Source organism: Kitasatospora sp. NPDC056273, from assembly GCF_042268845.1.
In the GTDB taxonomy this organism is placed as follows: Bacteria; Actinomycetota; Actinomycetes; order Streptomycetales; family Streptomycetaceae; genus Kitasatospora.
Window position 1 is genome coordinate 35815 of sequence record NZ_JBHJSJ010000007.1, and the last position, 25589, is coordinate 61403.

The following is a 25589-nucleotide window of genomic DNA, read 5'->3' on the forward strand; positions in this document are numbered from 1 at the left end:
GGCGTTCTTGCTTTCCCGCCCTCTCCTACTGTCCTGCTGTCTGACTGTCCTGCTGTCTGACCTTCGAGAGGAACACGCACATGACGGACCGCGGCGACCGGGCCGGCTGGGCCGAGGGCCTGCGGTTCGGGTTCGGGACGCTGTCCGTGCTGCGGGTGCGGGTGGAGCGCTGGGACCGGGCCGCGGCGGCCCGGGCGATGGTGGCGGCCCCGGTGGTCGGGCTGGTGCTGGGCACCCTGGCGGCCGTGGTCGGGGCCCTGGTGGCCTGGCGGGCGGGCGGGCCGCTCGGCGCGGTGGCCGCGGTGGGGGTGCTCGCCGGGCTGACCCGGGGTCTGCACCTGGACGGCCTGGCGGACGTCGCCGACGGGCTGGGCAGCGGGAAGCCGGCCGAGGACGCGCTGCGCATCATGAAGCAGTCCGACATCGGTCCGTTCGGCGTCCTGACCCTGGTCCTCGTCCTGCTCGCCCAGGTGGCCGCGCTGGCCGGCCAGTTCGGCCACTCCCCGCTGCGCGGCGCGCTCGCGGTGCTCGCCTCGGCGACGGCCGCCCGCTGCGCGCTCGCCTGGGGCTGTCTGCGCTCGGTGCCGGCCGCCCGGCCGGGCGGGCTGGGGGCGATGGTCGCGGGCACCGTGCCGCCCGCCGGGGCCGCCGCCGCGACGGCCGCCGCCGCGCTCGCCCTGGCCGCGGCCGGACTGCTCGACGGATGGTCAGTTCTCCGCCTCCCGCTGGCCGTTGCGGTCGGCACGGGCTGCTCCTGGCTGCTGCTCCGGCGGTGCGTGCGCAGGTTCGGCGGGATCACCGGGGACGTGCTCGGCGCGATGGCCGAAACCGCCGCGACCGCCTCGCTGTTCGCCCTGGCGTTGCTCGGCTGACACCGGGCGGCGCGTGATCCCACCATGCGGACTACCATGCGTGGAGCACCGCAGCCCTGCACCGTGGCAGGTCCTGCCCGCCCGGCGCGTACCGAGGAGCCGGGGCCTCTGGTGTACGCGGCCACCCCGGCGGACGCGCGCAGCCAGGGGGCCCGGACCCGGAGGCCCGCCGGCGGACGGCCTGCGACGGCGCGGGCTGCGCCGGTGCGGCAGCCTCGCCGTGGCCGGCCGTGGACCGCGAAAGAACAGGACGCATTACGTGACTGCATTGTCTGTGAGCACCTCCTCCGCCGCCTCGCTGCGCGCGGACGCCCTGGTGGTCGGTGTCGCGAAGGGCCCGAAGGGCATCGTGCTGGCCCCCGGTGCCGAGGCCGTGAACGAGGCGTTCGAGGGCAAGCTGACCGAGGTCCTCAGCACCCTGGGCGCGACCGGCGCCGAGGGCGAGGCCGTCAAGGTCCCCTCCCCCGCCGGCCTGAAGGCCGCGCTCGTGCTCGCGGTCGGCCTGGGCGAGGCCGCCGAGGACGGTTACGCGCTGGAGACGCTGCGCCGCGCCGCCGGTGTCGCCGCCCGCACCCTGGCCGGTGCCAAGAAGGCCGCGCTGGCCCTGCCGGCCGAGTCCGCGGCGGACATCGAGGCGGTCGCGCTGGGCGGCCTGCTCGGCTCGTACGCCTTCGGCACCTACAAGGGCGACGGCAACGGCAAGGAGCCGGTCGGCGAGCTGGTCGTGCTGGCCGCCCGCAAGGGCAGCAAGGACGCCAAGGCCGCCGTGGAGCGCGCCACCGCGATCGGCGAGGAGATGAACCGGGCCCGCGACCTGGTCAACACCGCGCCGAACGACCTGAACCCGAAGAGCTTCGCCGCGATCGCCCAGGCGGCCGGCAAGGAGCACGGCCTCAAGGTCGAGGTGCTGGACGAGAAGGCGCTGACCAAGGGCGGCTTCGGCGGCCTGATCGGCGTCGGCATCGGCTCGGCGAACCCGCCCCGCCTGGTGAAGGTGGCCTACACCCACCCGAAGGCCAAGGCCACCCTGGCGTTCGTCGGCAAGGGCATCACCTACGACTCGGGCGGCATCTCGCTGAAGCCGGCCGGCCACAACGAGACCATGAAGTGCGACATGGCCGGCGCCGCCGCCGTGTTCGCCGCCGTGGTGGCCGCCAAGCGCCTGGGCCTGGCCGTCAACGTGACCGGCTGGCTGGCGCTGGCCGAGAACATGCCGTCCGGCTCCGCCACCCGCCCCGGCGACGTGCTGCGGATGTACGGCGGCAAGACCGTCGAGGTGCTGAACACCGACGCCGAGGGCCGCCTGGTGCTGGCCGACGCGATCGTGCGGGCCGGCGAGGAGAACCCGGACGTCATCGTCGACGTGGCCACCCTGACCGGCGCCATGGTGCTGGCCCTGGGCAACCGCACCTTCGGTGTGATGTCGAACAACGACGAGCTGCGCGACGGCCTGCACGCCCTGGCCGGCGAGGTGGGCGAGCAGTCCTGGCCGATGCCGCTGCCGGCCGACCTGCGCAAGGGCATGACCGAGTCGACCATCGCCGACCTGGCCAACATGGGCGAGCGGATGGGCGGCGGCCTGGTGGCCGGCCTGTTCCTGAAGGAGTTCGTGGCCGAGGGCACCGACTGGGCGCACCTGGACATCGCCGGTCCGGCGTTCCACGAGAGCGCGCCGTACGGCTACACCCCGAAGGGCGGCACCGCGAGCGCGGTGCGCACCCTGGTCCGCTTCGCCGAGCAGCGGGCGAACGGCAAGGCCTGACCCGGACACCCCTGACCCGGGGCGTCCCCCGGTCCAGGACCCGCTGCGACGGGGCCCGGCGCGTGTGCGCCGGGCCCCGTCGGCGTTCCGGCCCGGTTACCCGCGAGTAGGCCGGAGCGCCGCGACGCACGCCTGTTCGCTGCGGGCGAAACTTTGTTCCACAGTGCGGAAGAAGCCGTGGCGGATGGCGCGGAAGACGCCCGTCCGGCGGCTGTCAACACCGCTCTGAGCTGCGATGATGCCCTTCCGTCGGGGGCGTTCCCGCCCCGGTGACCACTCCGCGGGACACCCCTGGGGCGGACCCGGACATCAGCCACCGTGAACAAGTGCGAAGATGTATTTCCGGCACGACTGGGCGCCCCACAAAGGCTTCCGACCCACCGGACCGCGACCGGCCCGGCGACCCACCCCATGCATGGAGGACGTGACGTGGCGAACGACGCCAGCACCGTTTTCGACGTAGTCATTCTCGGAGGCGGAAGCGGCGGTTACGCCGCGGCGCTCCGCGCCGCTCAGCTGGGCCTGAGTGTTGCCCTGGTCGAGAAGGGTGAGCTGGGCGGCACCTGCCTGCACCGCGGCTGCATCCCGACCAAGGCGCTGCTGCACGCCGCGGAGATCGCGGACGAGACGAAGGAGGCCGCCGAGTTCGGCGTCCTGGCCACCTTCCAGGGCATCGACATCAACGGCGTCCACAAGTACAAGGACGACGTGATCGCCGGCCTGTACAAGGGCCTCCAGGGCCTGGTGGCCTCCCGCAAGGTCACCTTCATCCAGGGCGAGGGCAAGCTCTCCTCGCAGACCTCGGTGGACGTCAACGGCCAGCGCATCGAAGGCCGTCACATCGTCCTGGCCACCGGCTCCGTGCCGCGCTCGATCCCGGGCCTGGAGATCGACGGCAACCGCGTGATCTCCTCGGACCACGCCCTCAAGCTCGACCGCATCCCGAAGTCGGTCGTCATCCTCGGCGGCGGCGTGATCGGCGTCGAGTTCGCCTCGGTCTGGAAGTCCTTCGGCGTCGAGGTCACCATCGTCGAGGCGCTGCCGCACCTCGTCCCGTTGGAGGACGAGAACTCCTCCAAGCTCCTGGAGCGCGCGTTCCGCAAGCGCGGCATCAAGTTCGAGCTGAAGGCCCGCTTCTCGGGCGTGGAGTACACCGAGACCGGTGTCCGCGTCTCCACCGAGAACGGCAAGCAGATCGACGCCGACCTGCTGCTCGTCGCCATCGGCCGCGGCCCCGTCTCGGCCGGCCTCGGCTACGAGGAGAACGGCGTCGCGATGGACCGCGGCTACGTCCTCGTCGACGAGTACATGCGCACCAACGTGCCCACCATCTCCGCCGTCGGCGACCTCGCCCCGACCCTCCAGCTGGCCCACGTCGGCTTCGCCGAGGGCATCCTGGTCGCCGAGCGCCTGGCCGGCCTCAAGCCGGTGCCGATCGACTACGACGGCGTTCCGCGGGTGACCTACTCCAACCCCGAGGTGGCCTCCGTCGGCATCTCCGAGGCCAAGGCCGTCGAGCTGTACGGCAAGGACAAGGTCGTCACCCTGAAGTACAACCTGGCCGGCAACGGCAAGAGCAAGATCCTGAAGACCGCCGGCGAGATCAAGCTCGTCCAGGTCAAGGACGGCGCCGTGGTCGGCGTCCACATGGTCGGCGCCCGCATGGGCGAGCAGGTCGGTGAAGCCCAGCTGATCTACAACTGGGAGGCGCTCCCGGCCGAGGTCGCGCAGCTCATCCATGCGCACCCGACCCAGTCCGAGGCCCTGGGCGAGGCGCACCTGGCGCTGGCCGGCAAGCCGCTGCACGCGCACGACTGATCACGCCCCACCCCCTTTCCCGGTACTTCCCGTACGCAAGTACTTCCCGTACGCAAGACTTGATAGGAGTCGCTGAAACCATGGCGGTCTCAGTAACACTGCCCGCGCTGGGCGAGAGCGTTTCCGAGGGCACCGTCACCCGCTGGCTGAAGGCCGAGGGTGAGCGTGTCGAGGTCGACGAGCCGCTGCTGGAGGTGTCGACCGACAAGGTCGACACCGAGATCCCGGCCCCGGCCTCCGGCATCCTGGCCTCGATCAAGGTCGCCGAGGACGAGACCGTCGAGGTGGGCGCCGAGCTGGCGATCATCGACGACGGCTCGGGCGCCCCGGTCGCCGCCGCGGCCCCGGTCGTCGAGGCCGCGCCGGCCCCGGTCGCCGCCCCGGCTCCGGTCGCTGCCCCGGCTCCGGTCGCCGCTCCGGCCCCCGTTGCCGCCCCGGCCCCGGCCGCCGCTCCGGCCGCCGACGCCACCCCGGTGCTGCTGCCCGCTCTGGGCGAGTCGGTCACCGAGGGCACCGTCACCCGCTGGCTGAAGGCCGAGGGCGACACCGTCGAGGTCGACGAGCCGCTGCTGGAGGTGTCGACCGACAAGGTCGACACCGAGATCCCGTCGCCGGTCGCCGGCACCGTGGTGAAGATCCTGGTCGCCGAGGACGAGACCGCCGAGGTCGGCGCCCAGCTCGCGCTGATCGGTGCCGCCGGTGCCGTCGCCGCCGCCCCGGCCCCGGTCGCCGCTCCGGCTCCGGTTGCCGCTCCGGCCCCGGCCCCGGTTGCCGCTCCGGCTCCCGTTGCCGCCCCGGCTCCGGTCGCTGCCCCGGCCCCCGTCGCTCCGGCCGCTCCGGTCGCCGCCCCGGCTCCGGTGGCCGCTCCCGCCCCGGTTGCCGCTCCGGCCCCCGTCGCCGCTCCGGCTCCGGTCGCCCCGGCCGCTCCGGTGGCCGACAGCGGTGACGCCTACGTCACCCCGCTGGTGCGCAAGCTCGCCGCCGAGCACGGCGTCGCGCTGTCCTCCGTCGCCGGCACCGGCGTCGGCGGCCGCATCCGCAAGCAGGACGTCATCGCCGCCGCGGAGGCCGCCAAGGCCGCTCCGGCCCCGGTCGCCGCTGCCGCCCCGGCCGCCGCGCCGAAGGCCGCCGCCGCGCCGTCCGCCCTGCGCGGTCAGACCGTCAAGATGACCCGCATGCGCAAGGTCATCGGCGACAACATGCTGAAGGCGCTGCACGAGCAGGCCCAGCTGACCAGCGTGGTCGAGGTGGACGTCACCAAGATCATGTCGCTGCGCGCCAAGGCGAAGGAGGGCTTCCTGGCCCGCGAGGGCGTCAAGCTCTCCCCGATGCCGTTCTTCGTCAAGGCCGCCGCCCAGGCGCTGAAGGTCCACGCGGTCGTCAACGCCCGGATCAACGACGCCGAGGGCACGGTCACCTACTTCGACACCGAGAACATCGGTATCGCGGTGGACTCCGAGAAGGGCCTGATGACCCCGGTCATCAAGGGCGCGGGCGACCTCAACATCGCCGGCATCTCGAAGAAGACCGCCGAGCTGGCCAGCAAGGTCCGCGACAGCAAGATCACCCCGGACGAGCTGTCCGGCGCCACCTTCACCATCAGCAACACCGGCTCGCGCGGTGCGCTGTTCGACACCGTGATCGTGCCGCCGAACCAGGTCGCCATCCTGGGCATCGGCGCCACCGTCAAGCGCCCGGTCGTCATCGAGGCCGACGGCGGCACCGCCATCGGCATCCGCGACATGACCTACCTGTCGCTCTCCTACGACCACCGCCTGGTGGACGGCGCCGACGCCGCCCGCTACCTGGTCGCGGTCAAGGAGATCCTGGAGGCCGGCGAGTTCGAGGTCGAGCTCGGCCTCTGACCCCACCAGGTCCCCGCGGCACCCCGCGTACGGAACCCCGCGTCGTCCCCGGACGGCGCGGGGTTCCGCCGTTCCCGGCCCCCGGGCGCACCGGGTTCCGGAGCCCCGGGCACACCGGGCACGGGCCCGTGTCGAGTCGTGGCATGCGCGGAGGCGGCCGAACGGGGATGCTTGAGCGGTGATGGACGAGACGGACTTCTGGCAGATCATCGACGACACCCGGGACGCCGCCGACGGCGACCCCGACGAACAGGCCGACCTCCTGGTGGAACGGCTCCTCCAGCTGACCCCGGACGACGTGATCGACTTCGCCCGGCTGTTCCAGGCGCGGTTCCGGCGCGCCTACCGCAACGACCTGTGGGGCGCGGCCTACCTGCTGCTCGACGGCGCCTCGGACGACTCCTTCGACTACTTCCGCTTCTGGCTGATCGGCCAGGGCCGCGAGGTCTTCGAGGGCGGACTGGCCGAACCGGACGACCTGGCGGACCTGTTGCCGGAGTTCGACGAGGAGGAGGACGGCGACGCCGAGGACCTCGGCTACGCCGCCGACGAGGCGTACGAGCGGCTGACCGGGCTGCCGCTGCCCGAGGTGGGCGGGCGGCAGGCCGAGCAGCCGTCCGGGCCGGCGCTGGACTTCGACGACCCGGACGTGATGGCCAAGCGCTACCCCAAGCTCTGGGAGCGGTACGGGGATTAGGGCGGACCGGACGGGCCTGCGGACCGGCCCTCGCGGTTTCGTCAGGTGCTGCTGCCGGAGGAGCTGTCCTGCTGGATGCCGTTGAGGATCTGGTCCAGCGCCGAGAAGTCCGGCGCGGCCGGGCTGTCGTCCACGCCGCCCTCCATGACCACGTAGCCACCGCCCTTGGCCGGGAGGGCGGCCAGCAGGACGTAGCCCTGGGTACCGTCCGTGGTGCGGATGTGCCAGCGGGTGGCGTAGCCGAGCACCCCGGCCACCCTGACGTACCCGGATCCCGCGTCGGTGTGCGAGCTGACCCCGGAGAAGATCTGCCCGGCGTAGACGGGGATCTGGGCGTCGGCGGCCGCCTTGGGGGTGGTGCCCTGGACGGTGTCCTTCTCAACCGAGAACTGGCCGCGGATGCAGGAGCTGCCGTCCGGGCAGCTGTAGCGGCCGGTGCCGAGGTAGACCGTCGAGTGCGGCGGGTTGGTGGACACGTCCCAGCCGTCGAAGACCGGCACGGTGATCGCGTGCTGCGGGTCGGGGACGGTGCTCTTGACCACCGGCAGGGGCTTGGGCTTGGGGGTGGGCGTGGGCACGGTGGGGCTGGGGCTCGACGTGGGGCTGCCGCTCTGGGTCACGGTGACCGTGGGGTCCGGGGTCGGGTCCGCCCTCCGGTCGCCGCCGCCGCTGAACACGATGCCGGCGACGATCCCGCCCACGGCCAGCACGGCGACCGCGATGCCGATGACCAGGCCGGTCTGCGGCCTGGCCTTGGCCGCCGGGGGCGGCGGGTAGCCCGGGCCCGGGTACCCGTAGCCGGGGCCCTGGCCGGGGTAGGCGCCCTGGGCCGGGTAGCCGCCCTGGGCCTGGTAGGCGTCCTGCCCCGGGTAGCCGTAGGCCGGGGCCTGGTGGGCGTCCTGGCCCGGGTGGCCGTAGGGCGCCGCGGGGCCGCCGGGGTAGCCGTAGCCGGGCCGCTGGTCGGACGGCGGCCGGGTCTGGGTGGGGGCGTCGGCGAGCCCGCCCGCGACGCCGTCCTGGAGCGGTCGGACCTCGCTGCTCCAGGCGTTGCCGTCCCACCAGCGCTCGTGACCGGGGGTGCCGTCCGCACCCGGGACCGGGTACCACCCGGGAGGCGTCGAGTTGCTCACGGGCGTACGGTACCCGGCGCGGCGGCGGTCCAGACAGCGCGGAACCGTCACGACTCGGCACCGGCCCGGAACGCCGAACATCCGCTCGCGGCAAGCCTGTTCGGATCTTCGGCGCGGGCCCGGGCGGGCTCGGCGGGGTGCCGTCCGGGGCTCAGTCGGCCAGGCGGCGGGCCATCCAGACGTCGTCCACGTACCGGCCGTCGATGAGGAACTCCTCGGCCAGCGAGCCCTCGACGACGAAGCCGCAGCTCTCGTAGAGCCGACGGGCCGGGGCGTTCCAGCCGAGCACCCGCAGGGTCAGCTTGCGGGCGCCCTCGGCCCGGGCCGCCGCGCAGGCCGCCTCGACCAGCCGGCGGCCGATGCCCCGGCCGCGGACGGTGCCGTCGACGGCCAGGCCCTGGATCTGCCGGACGTGCCGGTTGCTCGCCAGCGGGGTGGCCGGGACCTGACGGACGTAGCCGACGATCCGGCCGTCCAGCACGGCCAGCAGGTACTGCTCGGCCGGGTGCCGCTCGTCGAAGACCGGGTCCTCGACGGGCGGTCGCGGGGAGACGTCGGACAGGACGGACCAGGCGGCGTGGTTGAGGACGGCGAGTTCGCGCTCGTCCTCGCTCCGAGCCGTACGGATGATCAGATCGTCGTCAGGCATGCGCGTCATGCTAACGGGACGCATGCGAAGGTGACGGGCGGTCGGGAACACCGCGGGAGCGGGCGGGAGCTGCGAGGATGGGCGCATGCGCATCGCTGTCACGGGTTCCACGGGTTTGATCGGTTCGGCGCTCGTCCGCTCCCTGCTGGCGGACGGCCACGAGGTGGTCCGGCTGGTCCGGCACCGCTCCAAGACCGGCCCCCGGCCGGACGGCAGCACGGCGATCGGCTGGAACCCGCTGCTCGGCGAGGTCGAGCGGGACGGGCTGACCGGGGTCCAGGCCGTGGTGCACCTGGCCGGCGCCGGGGTCGGCGACCGCCGCTGGACGGACTCCTACAAGCGGGAGATCCGGGAGAGCCGGGCGTACGGCACCGAGACGCTGGCCGTCGCCCTGGCCGCGCTCAAGGAGCCGCCGCAGGTCCTGGTGAGCGCCTCCGCGGTCGGCTGGTACGGACAGACCGGCGACCGGGTGATCGACGAGGACTCCCCCGCCGGGGACGACTTCCTGGCCGAGGTCTGCCGGGAGTGGGAGGACGCCGCCAGGCCGGCCGAACGGGCCGGGATCCGGGTCGTCCACCCCCGCACCGGGATGGTGCTGTCCGCGTCTGGCGGGGCGGGCGGACGGCTCTTCCCGCTCTTCAAGCTGGGCCTCGGCGGGCGGCTCGGCAACGGGCGGCAGTACTGGAGCTTCATCTCGCTGCACGACGAGGTGGCCGCGCTGCGGTTCCTGATCGACCACGACGGCCTCTCCGGCGCCTTCAACCTCACCGCGCCGAACCCGGCGACCAACGCCGAGCTGACCACCGCGCTCGGGCGGGCGCTGCGGCGGCCGACGCCGTTCCCGGTGCCGGAGGCGGTGCTCAAGGCGGTGCTGGGCGAGCTGGCGGTCGAGGTGGTCGGCAGCCACCGGGTGGTGCCGCGGCGGCTGCTGGACGCGGGCTTCCGCTTCACCCACCCGGACGTGTACTCGGCGGTGCTCGCGGCGATGTGACGGGCCGGCGTGCGTGTGGCGGTGCTCGCGGCGATGTGACCGGTAGGCGTGCGCGCGGGGGCGCGACGCCTGGGCGTGCGCGCGGCGGTGTGACGGATGGGTGTGCTCGCGGCGATGTGACGCGTGGGCGTGCGCGCGGGGCGTGCGGAGCCGTGCGTACTCCGACCGCGGCATCCACCCTGGCCAGCGGCATATGCCGGGCCCGGCCCGAGGGGGCCCGAGGAGGGGGCGCACGGGAGCACATGGTGGGCGCGTCGCACGCCCCCGGTGACCGTACGCGCCCGCCGACCCCCGAACCCGGCCACCACGGCGCACTGTCCGTGACCGCGCCCCCGCCCGGTGCCGCACAACCCTCCCCGGCCCTCGGATCCGGCCCGATGCGCTTGTCTGATGCTCGTACTGACTGGGCATCACCCTCCACGGACCGTGTCCCGGCACCCCGCTGCCTGCGTCGGCCGGAGCCCCGGGACCAGGGAGGGAGCACCCCAGTGCCCACGTACGACTTCACCCGCCGCGCCCGCCGGCCGTCCGACCCGGACGTCGTCGTGGTCGGCGCCGGACTCGCGGGCCTGGCCGCCGCCCGCGCGCTCACCGGCCACGGCCTCGACGTCCAGGTCCTGGAGACCACCGACCGGATCGGCGGCCGGATGGCCACCCGCGAGCAGGACGGATTCCGGCTCGACGACGGCAGTCACCTGCTGAACACCGCCTTCCCCGAGCTGCGCCGCACGCTCGACCTCGACCGCCTCGACCTGCGCCCGCTCGCGCCCGGCGTGCTGGTGCACAGCGCCGGCCGCCGGTACCGCGCCGGGGACCCCCAGCTCGCCGTCGCCCGGCAGGCCGCCGCCCGGGCCCCGCTCGGCAGCCCGCTGGACAAGGCCCGGCTGGCCGGCCGGCTCGGCCGGCTCGCCACCACCCCGGTCGGCCGGCTCCAGGCCCGCCCGGAGACCACCGCCGCCCGCGCCCTGGCCGGCCACGGCCTCGCCCAGCGCACCGTGGACGGCTTCCTGCGCCCGCTGCTCAGCGCGCTGCTCTCCGATCCGGCTCTCGGCACCAGCAGCCGGATCGCCGACCTGGTGCTGCGCTCGTACGCGCGCGGGCGGCTCTGTCTGCCCGCCGGCGGGATCGCGGCGGTACCGGCCCAGCTGGCCGCCGCCCTGCCCGCCGGAACCGTCCGCACCCGGGTGCAGGTCACCTCGATCGCCGCGGACGGCGTCGAGACCCTCGCGCACGGGCGGATCGGCGCCCAGGCCGTCATCGTCGCCACCGACGCCCGCTCCGCCACCGGACTGCTGCCCGGGCTGCGGCTGCCGGACTTCCACCCCGTCACGACCTTCTACCACGCGGCCGACACCGCCCCGCTGGGCGAGGCCGTCCTGCTGCTCGACGGCGACCGGCCGAACGGGCACCCGCCACTGGTCTCGCACTCGCTGGTGCTCAGCGAGCTGCACCCGTCCTACGCCCCGGCCGGCCAGGCGCTGATCGCCACCACCGTGCTCGGGCGGCGCGCCTTCGACGTGGGCGGCCCGGCCGGGCTGGAGCCGGCCGTCCGGGCCCGGCTGACCGAGCTGTACGACGTCCCGACCTCGGGCTGGCAGTTCCTCGGCGTACGGCACGTCCCGGACGCGCTGCCCGCGATGCCGCCGCCGCACAACCCCCGCCGCCCGGTGCGGCTGCTGGCCGGGCTGTACGTCGCCGGGGACCACCGGGACACCAGCACCGTGCAGGGCGCGCTGGTCTCCGGGCGGCGGGCGGCGCAGGCGGTCCTGGGCGACCTCGGCGTCCCGGCGGACGCCCGGGAGGCGGAGGCGGCGGCCTGACGGCGGCACGGGTGGCCGTCGGGGCGGTCCGAGCGGCGGGGCGGCAGGGGCGGCCGTTGCCACCACCGGAGCGCATCGGGGCACCGGGACACACCAGCGGTCTGCCGGGGTGACAGACCGACGGCGTGCCAGGATGCCGGGGTGCCTGCTCTGACCGTTCATCGGATGGTTTCGACCGTTCGGCCGGTTGCGCGGTGAGCGCCGCCGCCCAGCCGCTGACCCTGATCCTGATCCCCGCCGCAGCCGTGGCCGCCCCGCTGCTCGCCGACCGGCTGCTGCGGTGGATCGCCGTCCCGACCGTCGTGTTCGAGATCGTGCTCGGCGTCCTGATCGGCCCGGACGTCCTGGGCTGGGCGCACGTCGACGGCCTGGTCGACGCGCTCTCCCAGTTCGGCCTGGCCATGCTGATGTTCCTGGCCGGCTACGAGATCGACTTCGCCAAGCTGCGCGGCGGCCCGCTGAAACGGGCGGGCACCGCGTGGCTGGTCTCGGTGGCCGTCGGGCTCGGCGTGGGCGCGCTGGTCAACCGGGACCCGCTGGACGGCGCCTTCGCCGGGCTGGTGCTCACCACCACGGCGCTCGGCACCATCCTGCCGATCCTCCGCGACTCCGGTGAACTGCCCACGCCCTTCGGCTCCCTGGTGATGGCCACCGGGGCGGTCGGCGAGTTCGGGCCGATCATCGCGATCGCCGCCCTGCTCAGCGGCAACTCCCCGGCCCGCACGGCGGTCATCCTCGGGGCCTTCGCGGTGATCACCGCGCTCGCCGTGTTCGGCGCGCGCCGGCCCCGCCCGGCCTGGACCACCCGGCTGATCGAACGGACCCTGCGCACCTCCGGACAGTTCGCGATCCGCGCGGTGATCCTGGTGCTGGCCGCCATGGTCGCCGCCGCGCTCTGGCTGGACCTCGACATGCTGCTCGGGGCCTTCGTCGCCGGGATCGTCTCCCGGCTGCTGCTGGCCGGCGTCCGGCAGGCCGAGGAGGAGGTGATCGAGGCCAAGCTGGAGGGCATCGGCTTCGGTTTCCTGGTGCCGGTGTTCTTCGTGGTCAGCGGGATGAACTTCGACCTGGACGCCCTGCTGGACGACCCGGGCACGCTGCTGCTGGTCCCGGTGTTCCTGCTGCTCTTCCTGGCCGTGCGGGGGCTGCCCGCCGCGCTGCTCGCCCCGGCCGGGCTCGGCCTGCGCGACCGCGCGGCGCTCGCGCTGTACGGGGCGACGGCGCTGCCGCTGGTCGTGGTGATCACCACCATCGAGGTGGACGCCGGGCACCTGCCGTCCTCCACCGCGGCGGCGCTGGTCGGCGCCGGGATGCTGTCGGTGCTGGTGTTCCCGCTGGCGGCGCAGCGGGTGCGCGGCGGCGCGCGGCCGCCGGTGGCGGCCGACGCGGATCAGCCGAGGGTCCGGGCCGAGAGCTGGTAGGCCCGGGCCTCCGTACGCCGGGTGCGTGAGGCCCGTCCCCACGCACTCCGCCGGTCAGTTCACCTCCGCGCTCAGATCACTCCCGCCTGCCGGGCCGTCTCCTCGAAGGCGCGGGCCACCGGGCTGCCGCGGTAGGGGGTGAGGCGGCGGTGGAAGTCCCGGACGTACTCCAGCGAGCGGGCCGAGCGCATCTCCCCCGCCGCCCGCAGCGCGTCGGTGGCCATGGTGCACGCCTCGTCGAGGTCCCCCATGCCGAGCCGGGCGGTGGCCAGCACCAGGCGGCAGAAGATCCGGCTGCGGGCGTAGGCGGGCGAGCGCAGCCGCAGCGACTTCTCGGCGTGCTGCGCGGCCGTCCGCCACTGCTGGAGGTCGCGGTAGCAGTGGGCGAACTCGTCGGAGAGCTGGGCCTCGTCGAAGTACCGCGCCCAGGAGGGCAGTTCGTCGCCCGTCCGGGCCGCCGCCAGGGCGCGCTCGGCGCGCACCAGGGCGGTGGTGCAGGACCGGACGTCGCCCAGCAGGCCGTGCCCGCGCGCCTCGGCGGCGTGCATCAGCGACTGGACGACCGGCGGCACGGCGGTGCCCACGCCCTGCTGGGCGACCCTGGCGAGCTGGACCGCCTCCCGGCCGTGGCCGAGGTGGACGGCCTGCTGGCTCATCGTCACCAGCACGTAGCCGCCGAGCGCGCGGTCCCCGGCGGCCTGGGAGAGGCGCAGCGCCTGGACGAAGTAGCGCTGGGCGAGGCCGTGCGCGGCGATGTCGAAGGACGTCCAGCCGGCCAGCCTGGTGAGGTCGGCGACGGCGCCGAACAGGGCCCGGCCGATCTGCTCGCCGTAGCGGCCGCGCAGCATCGGCTCGGCCTCGCTCTCCAGGTAGCGGACCAGCGCCTGGCGGGCGTGGCCGCCGCCGTAGGCGTGGTCGAGCGCGCGGAAGAGGTCGCCGACGGCCCGGATGGCGGCGATGTCGCCGCGGCCGACCCGCAGGGTGGGGCGGGACTCGCGGGCCGGGTCGGTGTACGGCGGCTCGACGGCGACCGGCGGGCGGCGGCTCTGGATCGGCACCCGGCCGATGGTGGGGGCGGTGCCGGTCGTCCCGGCGGTGCTGCGCGCGGTGGGGGCCCCGGGGGCGCCGGGGGCCGGGCCGCGCAACGGGCTCCCGGGGGACGCGCCGGGCGCACCCGGCGCCGGGGCGCCGGTGATGGCCGCGGAGGTGGCGCTGCCGGAGGGTGGGCCGGTGGCGGTGTCCGGCCGGGCCAGGGTGGAGCCGTCCCGGGCGACCCGCTCGTCGGTGCGGCCGATCAGCCAGTCCCGGCTGGGGACGACCAGGCCGGCCGGGGTGAAGGCGATCCGGCGCAGCTCGGACTGCGGGCCGTTGTCCTTGCGCCACATGCTCGCCACGATGTCCACCGCCTCCTGCGGCGTCTCGGCGAACTCCAGGCCCGCGTAGACCGGGGCGCAGGCGTCCAGGCCGAGGTCCTGGGCGGTGAGGCGGCGGCCGAGCCGGCGGGTGAAGACCTCGGCGATCAGCGCCGGGGTGGCCCCGCGCGGCTGCTGGCCGCGCAGCCAGCGGGTGACCGAGGTCTTGTCGTAGCGCAGGTCGAGGCCGTGCTCCAGGCCGAGCTGGTCGACCCGGCGGGCCAGGCCCGCGTGCGAGAAGCCGGCCTCCTCGATCAGCGCCGCGAGCTGGCCGTTCTGCGGGGCCGGGCCGGAGTGGCCGGCGCCGCGGGCCGGGGCGGGCGCGGGCACGACGGGGTTCTCGTGCCGGTCGGGTGTGGCCTGCACCGGCAGCCGCAGGTCGTCGGCGTCCGGGGCGTCGGCGGTCAACGTGTCGGTGGTCGACGCGTCGGCGGTCATGGCGTCGGCCGTCAGCGTGTCGGCGGTCATGGCGTCGGCGGTCAGGGCGTCGGGGGCGTCCGGAAGGGTCCGGCCGACCGGACCTCGGTGCTGGCCGAGCGGGTCGAGCGGTCCGTACGCCGGGCTGTCGGTTGCAGGCCGTTGGGGCATGTCTGTCAACACCTCTCGGACGTCGCACCGGGCCTCACCAGCACTTCGGCGGCCTGGGGCGGCGCCCCCTGTCGGGAATCGGCGTGAATGTAGCGAGCATTCGGGCGCTATGGGTGGATCTGACCGAGCAATCCACCGAACGGGTGAAGCAACCGCGCCCATTGTGGGGAAGCGGAGCCGGGAGGGGTTTGGTCTTCCGTAGCCGAACCGTCGGTGGTTCCGGGGGCCTCCCCGAGGGCCTCTCCGAGGGTCGATCCGCCGTTCGGGCCGCGGGTCGCCGTCATGGCGGACGACGCCACAACCTGGCGGGATGCTGTGGCGGTCCGCCACATGGGAGCGGGGCCGCCGGATTCCTACCGTTCTGGGCCATGGACACCTCTACTGCCCGCCCGCTCGCCGGGCGCACGGCCATGGTCACCGGGGCCGCCTCGGGCATCGGCCGGGCCTGCGCCGAGGCCTTCGCCGGGGCCGGCGCCCGGGTCTACGTCGTCGACCTCGCGGCCGGCCCGGCCGAGGAGCTCGCCGAGCGGATCGGCGGCCGCGCGATCGTCACCGACCTCGCCGACCCCGGGGCCGTGGACGCCCTCCCGGACGACGCCGACATCGTCGTCAACAACGCGGGCCTCCAGCACGTCGCCCCCGTGCACGAGTTCCCGCCCGACCGCTTCACCCTCATCCAGCGCGTCATGGTCGAGGCCCCCTTCCGCATCCTGCGCCGCACCCTGCCGCACATGTACGAGCAGGGGTGGGGCCGGGTCGTCAACATCTCCTCCGTCCACGGCCTGCGCGCCAGCGCGTTCAAGTCCGCGTACGTCACCGCCAAGCACGCGCTGGAGGGCCTGAGCAAGACCGTCGCCCTGGAGGGCGCGCCGTACGGCGTCACCAGCAACTGCGTCAACCCGGGCTACGTCCGGACCCCCCTGGTGGAGAAGCAGATCGCCGCCCAGGCGCTCGCCCACGGCATCCCCGAGGACGAGGTGGTCGAGCGGATCATGCTCGACCGCACCGCCGTGAAGCGCCTCATCGAACCCGACGAGGTCGCCCAGCTCGCCCTCTGGCTCTGCTCCCCCGCCTCCTCCTACATCACCGGCGCCAGCCTCCCCGTCGACGGTGGCTGGACGGCGCACTGAGCGGCGGGCGCTCCGTGGTCCGGCCATCCCTCTCATAGGGAGAGCGGGCACATTCGGCCCCGGGACTGTGTGGGCCGCCCACATAGTCCCGGGGTCGGCCGCTTCCTACCTTGTGGCGACATCGTCTCCCCCCTGGTTCTGGAAGTGGTGGCCATGAGCACCTCCGCACGAGGTACGGCGGCGAGCAGTTCACTCCCGAGAGTGGTGGCTGCGAGCCTGATCGGCACGACGATCGAGTGGTATGACTACTTCCTGTACGGAACGGCGGCGGCCCTGGTGTTCGGGAAGCTGTTCTTCCCGCACAGCGATCCGCTGACCGGGACGCTGCTCTCCTTCCTGACCTACGCGATCGGCTTCGCGGCGCGGCCGCTCGGGGCGCTGGTGTTCGGGCACTTCGGGGACCGGGTGGGGCGGAAGAAACTGCTGGTGGTGAGCCTGCTGCTGATGGGCGGGTCGACCACGGCGATCGGGCTGCTGCCGACCTACGACTCGATCGGGGTCGCGGCGCCGGTGCTGCTGACGGTGCTGCGGCTGGTGCAGGGCTTCGCGCTCGGCGGCGAGTGGGGCGGCGCGGTGCTGCTGGTGTCGGAGCACGGGGACCAGCGGCGACGGGGCTTCTGGGCGTCCTGGCCGCAGGGCGGGGCGCCGGCCGGGAACCTGCTGGCGGCCGGGGTGCTGTCGCTGATGACGGCGGTGCAGTCGGACGCGGCGTTCCTGGCCTGGGGCTGGCGGGTGCCGTTCCTGCTGTCGGCGGTGCTGGTCGCGGTCGGGATGTGGATCCGGCTCGCGGTGGACGAGTCGCCGCTGTTCAAGCAGGCGCTGGCGGCGCAGCAGTCCCGGAAGGCGCCCGAACGGCCGCCGCTGGTCGAGGTGTTGCGGAACCACTGGCGGGAGGTGCTGGTGGCCATGGGCGCGCGGATGGCGGAGAACATCTCCTATTACGTGATGACGACGTTCGTGCTCGTGTACGCCGTCAACCACGCCCACTTCTCCAAGCAGACCGCGCTGAACGCCGTGCTGGTCGCCTCCGCGATCCAGTTCGCGCTGATCCCGCTGTTCGGCGCGCTGTCCGACCGGGTCGGGCGCAGGCCGGTCTACCTGGTGGGCGCGGTCGGGGTGGGCGCCTGGGCCTTCGTCTTCTTCGGCCTGGTCGACACGAGGTCCTTCGGCTCGCTGCTCGCCGCCGTGACCGTCGGACTGGTCTTCCACAGCGCCATGTACGCGCCCCAGGCCGCCTTCTTCTCCGAACTGTTCGCGACCCGGATGCGGTACTCGGGCGCCTCGATCGGGGCCCAGTTCTCCTCCGTGGCGGCCGGCGCCCCGGCGCCGCTGATCGCCACCGCGCTGCTCAAGGACTACGGCAGCGCCACCCCCATCGCGGTGTACGTCGCCATCGCGGCGGCGGTCACCGTCCTGGCGGTGCTCTGCGGCCGGGAGACCAGGGGCCTGGACCTCGCGGAGGTCGAGGGGCAGGCCGGCCAGGACGGCCCGGAGCCGGACGCCGCCGCGGCCGGAAGGCCCGCCGTCGTCTGAGGGCCGAGCCGGTACGATCGCGCTTTCTCGGAACCGACGGAACCGACGCCGATTGGCAGCACGCACCATGAACCACCCTCAGGAAAGCGCCGCGCCCGCGCTGCGGCGACTGCTCGACCTGCTCGCCTCCGGCGCCGCCACCGAGGACTTCGCCGACGTGCTGGCCGACGCCCGCCGCCGCGGGGCGCCGGCCGCCGTCCTCGCCGAGATCGACGACGCCACCTGGCAGGCCCTGCGGGTCCACCGCACCCTGCGTCAACACCGGCGCCGCGAAGCCGAGTTGACCGCCCTGTTCGACACCGCCGGGGACCTCGCCGCCTCCCGGGACCTGGACACCGTGCTCCAGGCGATCGTCCGCCGGGCCCGGATGCTGCTCGGCACCGACACCGCCTACCTGACCCTGCCGGACGAGGCCGCCGGGGACACCTACATGCGGGTCACCGACGGCTCGGTCTCCGTCCTGTTCCAGACCCTGCGGCTCAGCCTCGGCCACGGCCTGGGCGGGCTGGTCGCCCAGACCGCCCGCCCGTACGCCACCCCCGACTACCGCACCGACGAGCGCTTCCACCACACCGGCACGATCGACGCGGGCGTGCTGGACGAGGGCCTGGTGGCGATCATCGGGGTGCCGCTGCTGCTCGGCGGGCAGGTCATCGGCGTCCTGTTCGCCGCCGACCGCTCGCCGCGCGCCTTCTCCCCCGACGAGGTCGCGCTGCTCTGCTCGCTGGCCGCGCACGCCGCGATCGCCCTGGACACCGCCAAGTCGCTGGCCGACACCCGGGCCGCGCTCGCCGAGCTGAACGCCGCCAACGAGCTGGTCCGGGCCCACTCCGCCGCTGTCCAGCGCGCCGAGCAGGCCCACGACCGGCTCACCGACCTGGTGCTGCGCGGCGCCGAGGTACCGGACGTCGCCGCCGCCGTCGCCGCCCTGCTGGGCGGGGAGATAGCGGTCCTGGACGCCGAGGGCGAGCCGCTGGCCGGACGCTCCGCCCCCGCCGCCGAACTGGCCGAGGCGGTCGCCGCCTCCCGCGCCGAGGGCCGGTCCGTACGCCACCGCGAGCAGTGGGTCTGCGCGGTGCTGGCCGGGCACGACGCGCTCGGCACCATGGTGCTGCGCGGCCGCCCCGACCTCGACGACGCCGACCGGCGGCTGTTCGAGCGGGCCAGCGTGGTCACCGCCCTGCTCCTGCTGCTGCGCCGCTCCGTCGCCGAGACCGAGAACCGGATCCGCGGCGACCTGCTCACCGACCTGCTGACCGCCCCCGAGCGCGACCCGGCCGGGCTCACCGCCCGCGGCCGCCGGCTCGGCGTCGACCTCGCCCGGCCGCACCTGGTGCTGGTCGCGGAGCCGGCCGACGGGAAGACCGACGAGCGCGGACGGCTGGCCGGGGCGGCCCGGCGCTACCTGTTCGGCTCCCGGGGCGTCAGCGCCGAGCACGCCGAGACGGTGGTGCTGCTGACGCCCGTCGAGATCGGCAGTGGCAGCAGCGGCAGTAGCGGCGCGGTCGGCGCCGGCGATCCCGAGGAGACCGCCCGGCAGGCCGCCGAACGGCTGGCCCGGCTGGCCGGGTTCCCGGTCACCGTCGGCGCGGGCCGCCCGGCCGCCGGGCCGTCCGCGCTGGCCGCCTCCTACGGCGAGGGCCTGCGCTGCCTCCGGGCACTGCGGGTGCTCGGCCGGGCCGGGGAGGGCGCCTCCGCCCGGGCGCTCGGCTTCCTCGGCGTGCTGCTCGGCGACGGCCACGACGTGGACGGCTTCGTCGGCGCGACGCTCGGCCCGCTGCTGGCCTACGACGCCCGGCGCGGCACCGAGCTGGTCCGCACCCTGCGCGCCTACTTCGACTGCGGCGGCAGCCTGACCAGGGCCAAGGACGAGCTGCACGTCCACGTGAACACCGTGGTCCAGCGGCTGGACCGGGTCGAGGCGCTGCTCGGGCGGGACTGGAACCAGCCGGAGCGGTCGCTGGAGCTCCAGCTCGCGCTGCGGCTGCAGCTGCTCGCGGGGGGCTGAGCGGGGGCGGGGCGGCTGGGCGGGCTGGGCGGGGCCGCTGCCCGCAGGCGGCTGAAGGGGTTCGGACGGGCTGGGCGTACAGTGGCGAGGTTGGTCTCGAACGCCTGGCAAGGAGCGGCAGCGGTGAGCGAGAACGTGCGTTTTGTTCGCATGGGCATAGGTGAGCGGACCGTGCCCTACCAGGAGGCCTGGGAGGAGCAGCAGCGGCTGCACGCGCTGCGGGTCGCGGACGAGATCCCCGACACCGTCCTGCTCCTGGAGCACCAGTCGGTGTACACCATGGGCAAGCGCACCAACCCCGCCGACCTGCCGCTGGACGGCACGCCGGTGGTCGAGGTCAACCGCGGCGGGGAGATCACCTGGCACGGCCCCGGCCAGCTGGTCGGCTACCCGATCGTCAAGCTGCCCGACCCGATCGACGTCATCGCCTACGTCCGCCGGCTGGAGGAGGCGCTGATCCGCACCGCCGGCGAGTTCGGCATCGACTCCACCCGGGTCGAGGGCCGCAGCGGGGTCTGGGTGCTGGGCGAGTCCATCCCGGACGCCGTGGTGGACCCGGCGCAGGTCGTGGACATCGGCAAGCTGACCCTGCGGATGGGCCTGCCCCTGGGCATCGACCCGCGCCTGGCCGGCCCCGAGTACGCGCCCTCCAACGCCGGCCAGCGCGGGGACGACCGCAAGCTCGCCGCGATCGGCGTGCGGGTCGCCCGCGGGGTCACCATGCACGGCTTCGCGCTCAACTGCGACCCGGACATGACCTGGTTCGACAAGATCGTGCCGTGCGGCATCCGGGACGCGGGCGTCGCCTCGCTCACCGGCGAGCTGCGGCGCGGACTGTCCGCCGCCGAGGCGGCACCGGTGGTCGAGCGGCACCTGGCGGCCGTCCTCGCCGAGCTGCCGGAGCCGGCGCTCAGCCGCTGAGCCCCGCCGCCCGGCTCCGGCGCACCGCCGGACACCTGCCCTGATGCGTCCTGACGGCCGTCCGCCCCGATGACCGTCCGCCCCGCTGTCCTGACGGCCGTCGGAAATCCCGGCGGCCGCTGGGAATCTACCGACCGGTAGCCATGTTGCCCTGCGATTGCAGGGCAACAGGCCCGACGAAGGCCGTACAACCACAGGCGTACCCTGGGGGTACCCCGTCTAGTTCTAGGAGTCGCACGTGTCCGCTGTCGCGCCCGACGGCAGGAAGCTGCTCCGCCTGGAGGTCCGCAACAGCGAGACCCCCATCGAGCGGAAGCCCGAGTGGATCAAGACCCGCGCGAAGATGGGCCCGGAGTACAACGCCCTCCAGTCGCTGGTGAAGAAGGAGGGGCTGCACACGGTCTGCCAGGAGGCCGGCTGCCCCAACATCTTCGAGTGCTGGGAGGACCGCGAGGCGACCTTCCTCATCGGCGGTGACCAGTGCACCCGCCGCTGCGACTTCTGTCAGATCGACACCGGCAAGCCCGCCGAGTTCGACCGCGACGAGCCGCGCCGGGTCGCCGAGTCCATCGTCACCATGGACCTCAACTACGCCACCATCACCGGCGTCGCCCGCGACGACCTGGAGGACGGCGGCGCCTGGCTGTACGCCGAGACCGTGCGCCAGGTGCACGCGATGACCGCCGACCGCGCGGCCGGCCGCACCGGCGTCGAGCTGCTCATCCCCGACTTCAACGCGGTGCCCGAGCAGCTGGCCGAGGTCTTCTCCTCCCGCCCCGAGGTGCTCGCGCACAACGTCGAGACGGTGCCGCGGATCTTCAAGCGGATCCGCCCGGCCTTCCGCTACGAGCGCTCGCTGGACGTCATCACCCAGGCCCGCGCGGCCGGGCTGGTGACCAAGTCCAACCTGATCCTCGGCATGGGCGAGACCCGCGAGGAGGTCAGCCAGGCGCTGGCCGACCTGGTCGGCGCCGGCTGCGAGCTGATCACCATCACCCAGTACCTGCGCCCCTCGCTGCGCCACCACCCGGTGGAGCGCTGGGTGAAGCCGCAGGAGTTCGTCGAGCTCCAGCAGGAGGCCGAGGAGCTGGGCTTCGCGGGCGTCATGTCGGGCCCGCTGGTGCGGTCCTCGTACCGGGCCGGCCGGCTGTACCGGCAGGCGCTGGAGCGGCGCGAGCAGGCCGCGGTCTGACGGTCTCCTGACCGGTACGGTCTGATCGGGCCGGTCGGACCGTTCGGTCCGGCCGTGCTGTTCGAGCCAGGGAAAGGGCGGAGCTTCGGCTCCGCCCTTTCGGTTTCACCACGCTTTGACGGCCTGGTCACGGGCTGGTAACACGGGGTGGGGACGCTGGACGCTTGGTGAGCGTTCGATTCTTCTCGGCCACCTCGGCCACCTCGGCCGGCTCGGTCACCACGGCCACCACGGCCGTCTCACCCGGCTCGGCCGGCTCGGCCCCCATCAGCCCGGAGAGGAGCTGTTCGGCATGCGGATGCGGATCCGATCGGTCGGAGTGGCACTGCGGTACGCCGAGAGCGTCCTGCTGGCCCCCGGCCAGCAGCACGCGCGCCGCAACGCGTGGGCGGCGGTGTGCGAGAACCGCCGGTACGCGGCGGACCGCCGGCACGACGACGCGGAGGCCGCCCGGACCACGCCGCAGCCCCTCTCCACGCCCCCGGGCCGTCCCGCGCCGCGGACCCGTTCCACGCCACGGAAGTGAGCCCCCGGCGTCGCTGTGCGCGACGGCGCACCGGCGCGCGGGTCACGGTTGGGGCGAACGGGTACCCGGGCTTGGATATCCCGTACCCGTGCCACGTACCATGAGCGTTATGGCGAGGGAAACATCCGAGAACCCCGGACGGCTGAAGCAGATCCGTCTGGCGTACACCATGACCAAGAAGGTCGACACCAAGATCGGCCTGATCATCGCCGGCGTCGGCCTGCTGACCTTCGGCGTGTTCCTCGCCATCGGCTTCGCGATCGAGCATCCCGTCTACCTGGGCATCCTGGGCTTCATCGTGGCCGTGCTGGCCATGGCGATCGTCTTCGGGCGCCGGGCCGAGCGCGCCGCGTTCGGGCAGATGGAGGGGCAGCCGGGCGCCGTCGCGGCGGTGCTGAACAACATCCGGCGCGGCTGGAGCTCCAACAGCACCCCGGTCGCGGTCACCCGTAGCCAGGACGCGGTCTACCGCGCCGTGGGCCGGGCCGGCATCGCGCTGATCGGCGAGGGCAACCCGAACCGGGTCCGCCAGCTGCTGGCCTCCGAGAAGAAGAAGATGGCCCGTGTGGTCGGCGACGTGCCGGTGCACGACATCGTGGTGGGCAACGGCGAGGGCGAGATCCCGCTGAAGAAGCTCCAGATCCACCTGATGCGCCTGCCCCGCGCCATCACCGCCGCCCAGGTCACCGAGACCAACGACCGCCTGCGCGCGCTGGGCGACCTGCTCTCCAAGGCGCCGATCCCCAAGGGTCCGATGCCGAAGGGCGCCCGGATGCCCAAGGGCGGCCAGGCCCGCTGACCCCTCCCCCGCCCCTCACGACACGAGAACGGCCCCGCTGAATCCTCAGCGGGGCCGTTTCGGCGTCGTCCGGCATCCGCTGCCGGGCTTGTCCGGACCGTGCTAGATGCGGACCTCGACGGTGCCGACCGCCTTGTCGTGCAGGCCACGGGTGTCGCGGTCCCAGACCAGCGGCGGCACCACCAGGCAGAGCAGCAGGGTGCGCAGCAGGACCTGCGGGATGGTCGCGCGGCGTCCGTCCAGCCGGACCACCCGGAGGCCGAACAGCCGCTTGCCGACCGTCGTGCCGGTGGTGGACAGCATCAGCGCCGCGACGAGGAAGTACAGCGGGCTGGTCCACAGGTTGGCCTCGGCCTGGTCGCCGCGGGCGATCAGCCCGTACGAGATCAGGGCGACGAGCCAGCCGTCCACGAACAGCGCGCCGATCCGGCGGCCGGGGCCGGCGATCGAGCCGGGGCCCTCCTTGGGCAGCCCGAGGCGCTCGCCGCGGTGGCCGAAGTCGGCGCCCATCTTCTCGGCGGCCGCCCGGGGGCCGTCGATCCACGATCCCAACGCTTCTCTGGTGTCCACGAATCCACACTAACCGGGCTGACGGGTCGCACCGCCACCGGCTCCCCTCCGGCCGGGGCATCACCCCCGACCGGGTGAATCGTCATCCCGGCGCCCTTCCAAGTGGTCCAGACCACTTGCGGAAGGGTGCGCAGCTGGGCGGGGTGATTTGTACCGTCCCGTACATCTTTGCCGCCCGCGAGGCGACCGTGGTTAACATCTAGGAAACGAGCGGGTCACCGGCTGGAAACGACCCATTCCTATGGTGAGCCCAATTCGCACGCCGAGGAGGATGGATGTTCAACAACGCCGCCGAAGTGAAGCAGTACATCCAGGACAACGACGTGAAGTTCGTCGACGTCCGGTTCTGCGACCTGCCGGGCGTCTTGCAGCACTTCTCCGTACCTGCGGCGACCTTCGACCCGTCCGAGATCCTGATGTTCGACGGCTCGTCGATCCGCGGCTTCCAGGCCATCCACGAGTCCGACATGGCCCTGGTGCCGGACCTCGCCACCGCCCGCCTCGACCCCTTCCGGGCCGAGAAGCACCTCAACATCAACTTCTTCATCCAGGACCCGGTCACCGGCGAGGCCTACAGCCGCGACCCGCGCAACGTCGCCAGGAAGGCCGAGGCCTACCTGGCCTCCTCCGGCATCGCCGACACCGCGTACTTCGGGCCCGAGGCCGAGTTCTACGTCTTCGACTCGGTCCGCTTCGAGACCAGCGCCAACGCGTCCTTCTACCACATCGACTCGGAGGCCGGCGCCTGGAACAGCGGCGCCGCCGAGGGCGACGTGCGCGGCTACAAGGTCAAGTACAAGGGCGGCTACTTCCCCGTCCCGCCGGTCGACCACTTCGCCGACCTGCGCGCCGAGATGTCGCTGGAGCTCGCCAAGGCCGGACTGGAGGTCGAGCGCCAGCACCACGAGGTCGGCACCGCCGGCCAGGCCGAGATCAACTACAAGTTCAACACCCTGCTGCACGCCGCCGACGACCTGATGCTGTTCAAGTACATCATCAAGAACGTCGCCTGGCGGAACGGCAAGACCGCCACCTTCATGCCGAAGCCGATCTTCGGCGACAACGGCTCCGGCATGCACGTCCACCAGTCCCTGTGGACCGAGGGCTCGCCGCTCTTCTACGACGAGCAGGGCTACGCCGGACTCTCCGACACCGCCCGCTACTACATCGGCGGCCTGCTGCGGCACGCCCCCTCGCTGCTGGCCTTCACCAACCCCTCGGTGAACTCCTACCACCGCCTGGTGCCGGGCTTCGAGGCGCCGGTCAACCTGGTCTACTCGCAGCGCAACCGCTCCGCCGCGATCCGCATCCCGATCACCGGCTCCAACGCCAAGGCCAAGCGCATCGAGTTCCGCGCCCCGGACCCGGCCTCCAACCCCTACCTGGCCTTCGCCGCCATGCTGATGGCCGGCCTCGACGGCATCCGCAACAAGATCGAGCCGCTGGAGCCCGTCGACAAGGACCTCTACGAGCTGGCCCCCGAGGAGCACGCCAACGTCCCCCAGGTCCCCTCCTCCCTCCCCGCCGTCCTGGAGGCCCTGGAAGCCGACCACGAGTACCTCCTCGCCGGCAACGTCTTCACCCCGGACCTCATCGAGACCTGGATCGACTACAAGCGCACCAACGAGATCGCCCCGATCGCCCTCCGCCCCCACCCCCACGAGTTCGAGCTCTACTACGACCTGTAGGACCCCCTCTGACCTGCGGAAATGCAGTTTGATCTCTCATCGTTTCCGCAGGTCGGGCAGGGTCCTGACCTGCGGAAACGCGTGGAGAGGGGTCGGCTGCGGCACCTCTGGGACTCGCGATGTGAAATGAGTGTGAAATGAGCACGCATAGATCGAACTCGCGATGATCACCCCGTTGCCCTTGCCAGCGCTGGGCA

General features: G+C 73.6%; 20 protein-coding genes. 16 read left to right on the plus strand and 4 right to left on the minus strand.

The features are described from left to right. The first annotated feature begins 80 nt into the window (after positions 1-80). From ACFCY1_RS08835 to ACFCY1_RS08855, 5 genes are all read left to right on the plus strand, one after another. Entirely contained in the window at positions 81-872 is a 792-nt protein-coding gene (locus ACFCY1_RS08835; protein ID WP_375874023.1) for an adenosylcobinamide-GDP ribazoletransferase, read from the plus strand. Positions 873-1131: 259 nt separating this feature from the next. Beyond that, positions 1132-2634 carry a leucyl aminopeptidase gene (locus ACFCY1_RS08840; protein WP_049659339.1) on the plus strand — a complete coding sequence of 501 codons (1503 nt, stop codon included), beginning with the start codon at positions 1132-1134 and terminating at the stop codon, positions 2632-2634. Positions 2635-3045: 411 nt separating this feature from the next. After that, positions 3046-4452 (plus strand): dihydrolipoyl dehydrogenase, encoded by a 1407-nt coding sequence (gene lpdA / locus ACFCY1_RS08845; RefSeq protein ID WP_107086631.1) that lies wholly within the window; start codon positions 3046-3048, stop codon positions 4450-4452. A gap of 80 nt (positions 4453-4532) precedes the next feature. Next, positions 4533-6317, plus strand: coding sequence for a 2-oxoglutarate dehydrogenase, E2 component, dihydrolipoamide succinyltransferase (gene sucB / locus ACFCY1_RS08850; RefSeq protein ID WP_375874024.1), 1785 nt, complete (start codon positions 4533-4535; stop codon positions 6315-6317). A gap of 181 nt (positions 6318-6498) precedes the next feature. Further along, entirely contained in the window at positions 6499-7014 is a 516-nt protein-coding gene (locus ACFCY1_RS08855; RefSeq protein WP_049658975.1) for a DUF4240 domain-containing protein, read from the plus strand. 41 nt (positions 7015-7055) lie between these two features. Here ACFCY1_RS08855 and ACFCY1_RS08860 read toward each other — a convergent pair whose 3' ends face one another. Together ACFCY1_RS08860 and ACFCY1_RS08865 are read right to left on the minus strand one after the other, a co-directional pair. Then, complete coding sequence (locus ACFCY1_RS08860) at positions 7056-8144, minus strand: DUF2510 domain-containing protein (RefSeq protein WP_375874025.1); 1089 nt, start codon at positions 8142-8144, stop codon at positions 7056-7058. Between the two features lie 151 nt (positions 8145-8295). Further along, a complete protein-coding gene (locus ACFCY1_RS08865) occupies positions 8296-8793 on the minus strand; it encodes a GNAT family N-acetyltransferase (protein WP_375874026.1) in 498 nt (165 codons plus the stop codon). Between the two features lie 85 nt (positions 8794-8878). On the opposite strand from ACFCY1_RS08865, the gene ACFCY1_RS08870 reads away from it, so the two are divergent. From ACFCY1_RS08870 to ACFCY1_RS08880, 3 genes are all read left to right on the plus strand, one after another. Further along, the gene (locus ACFCY1_RS08870) at positions 8879-9784 is read left to right on the plus strand and encodes a TIGR01777 family oxidoreductase (protein WP_375874027.1); all 906 of its coding nucleotides are present in this window, start codon (positions 8879-8881) and stop codon (positions 9782-9784) included. A 488-nt stretch (positions 9785-10272) separates the two neighbouring features. Beyond that, the gene (locus ACFCY1_RS08875; protein ID WP_074000878.1) at positions 10273-11604 is read left to right on the plus strand and encodes an FAD-dependent oxidoreductase; all 1332 of its coding nucleotides are present in this window, start codon (positions 10273-10275) and stop codon (positions 11602-11604) included. Between the two features lie 194 nt (positions 11605-11798). Further along, on the plus strand, positions 11799-13025 hold the full coding sequence (locus tag ACFCY1_RS08880) for a cation:proton antiporter (RefSeq protein ID WP_049659880.1): 1227 nt from the start codon (positions 11799-11801) through the stop codon (positions 13023-13025). 71 nt (positions 13026-13096) lie between these two features. Here ACFCY1_RS08880 and ACFCY1_RS08885 read toward each other — a convergent pair whose 3' ends face one another. After that, positions 13097-15025, minus strand: a complete 1929-nt coding sequence (locus ACFCY1_RS08885; protein ID WP_375874028.1) for a regulator — start codon at positions 15023-15025, stop codon at positions 13097-13099. Positions 15026-15393: 368 nt separating this feature from the next. On the opposite strand from ACFCY1_RS08885, the gene ACFCY1_RS08890 reads away from it, so the two are divergent. The 7 genes from ACFCY1_RS08890 (at position 15394) to ACFCY1_RS08920 (ending at position 23134) form a co-directional block, all read left to right on the plus strand. Then, positions 15394-16155, plus strand: a complete 762-nt coding sequence (locus tag ACFCY1_RS08890; protein ID WP_049659106.1) for a 3-hydroxybutyrate dehydrogenase — start codon at positions 15394-15396, stop codon at positions 16153-16155. 153 nt (positions 16156-16308) lie between these two features. Beyond that, positions 16309-17688 (plus strand): MFS transporter, encoded by a 1380-nt coding sequence (locus ACFCY1_RS08895; protein WP_049659105.1) that lies wholly within the window; start codon positions 16309-16311, stop codon positions 17686-17688. Positions 17689-17755: 67 nt separating this feature from the next. Further along, on the plus strand, positions 17756-19696 hold the full coding sequence (locus ACFCY1_RS08900; protein WP_375874029.1) for a helix-turn-helix domain-containing protein: 1941 nt from the start codon (positions 17756-17758) through the stop codon (positions 19694-19696). A 150-nt stretch (positions 19697-19846) separates the two neighbouring features. Beyond that, on the plus strand, positions 19847-20617 hold the full coding sequence (gene lipB / locus ACFCY1_RS08905; protein WP_049656811.1) for a lipoyl(octanoyl) transferase LipB: 771 nt from the start codon (positions 19847-19849) through the stop codon (positions 20615-20617). 238 nt (positions 20618-20855) lie between these two features. Next, positions 20856-21809, plus strand: coding sequence for a lipoyl synthase (gene lipA / locus ACFCY1_RS08910; RefSeq protein WP_049656812.1), 954 nt, complete (start codon positions 20856-20858; stop codon positions 21807-21809). 292 nt (positions 21810-22101) lie between these two features. Continuing rightward, positions 22102-22335 (plus strand): hypothetical protein, encoded by a 234-nt coding sequence (locus tag ACFCY1_RS08915; protein WP_074000875.1) that lies wholly within the window; start codon positions 22102-22104, stop codon positions 22333-22335. Between the two features lie 109 nt (positions 22336-22444). Next, complete coding sequence (locus ACFCY1_RS08920) at positions 22445-23134, plus strand: DUF4191 domain-containing protein (RefSeq protein WP_049656816.1); 690 nt, start codon at positions 22445-22447, stop codon at positions 23132-23134. Between the two features lie 102 nt (positions 23135-23236). On the opposite strand, the gene ACFCY1_RS08925 is transcribed toward ACFCY1_RS08920, so the two are convergent. Then, entirely contained in the window at positions 23237-23704 is a 468-nt protein-coding gene (locus ACFCY1_RS08925; RefSeq protein ID WP_074000874.1) for an RDD family protein, read from the minus strand. Positions 23705-23979: 275 nt separating this feature from the next. Here ACFCY1_RS08925 and glnA point away from each other — a divergent pair, with 275 nt between their 5' ends. Beyond that, a complete protein-coding gene (gene glnA, locus ACFCY1_RS08930) occupies positions 23980-25392 on the plus strand; it encodes a type I glutamate--ammonia ligase (protein WP_049656821.1) in 1413 nt (470 codons plus the stop codon). The last annotated feature ends 197 nt before the right edge of the window (positions 25393-25589 follow it).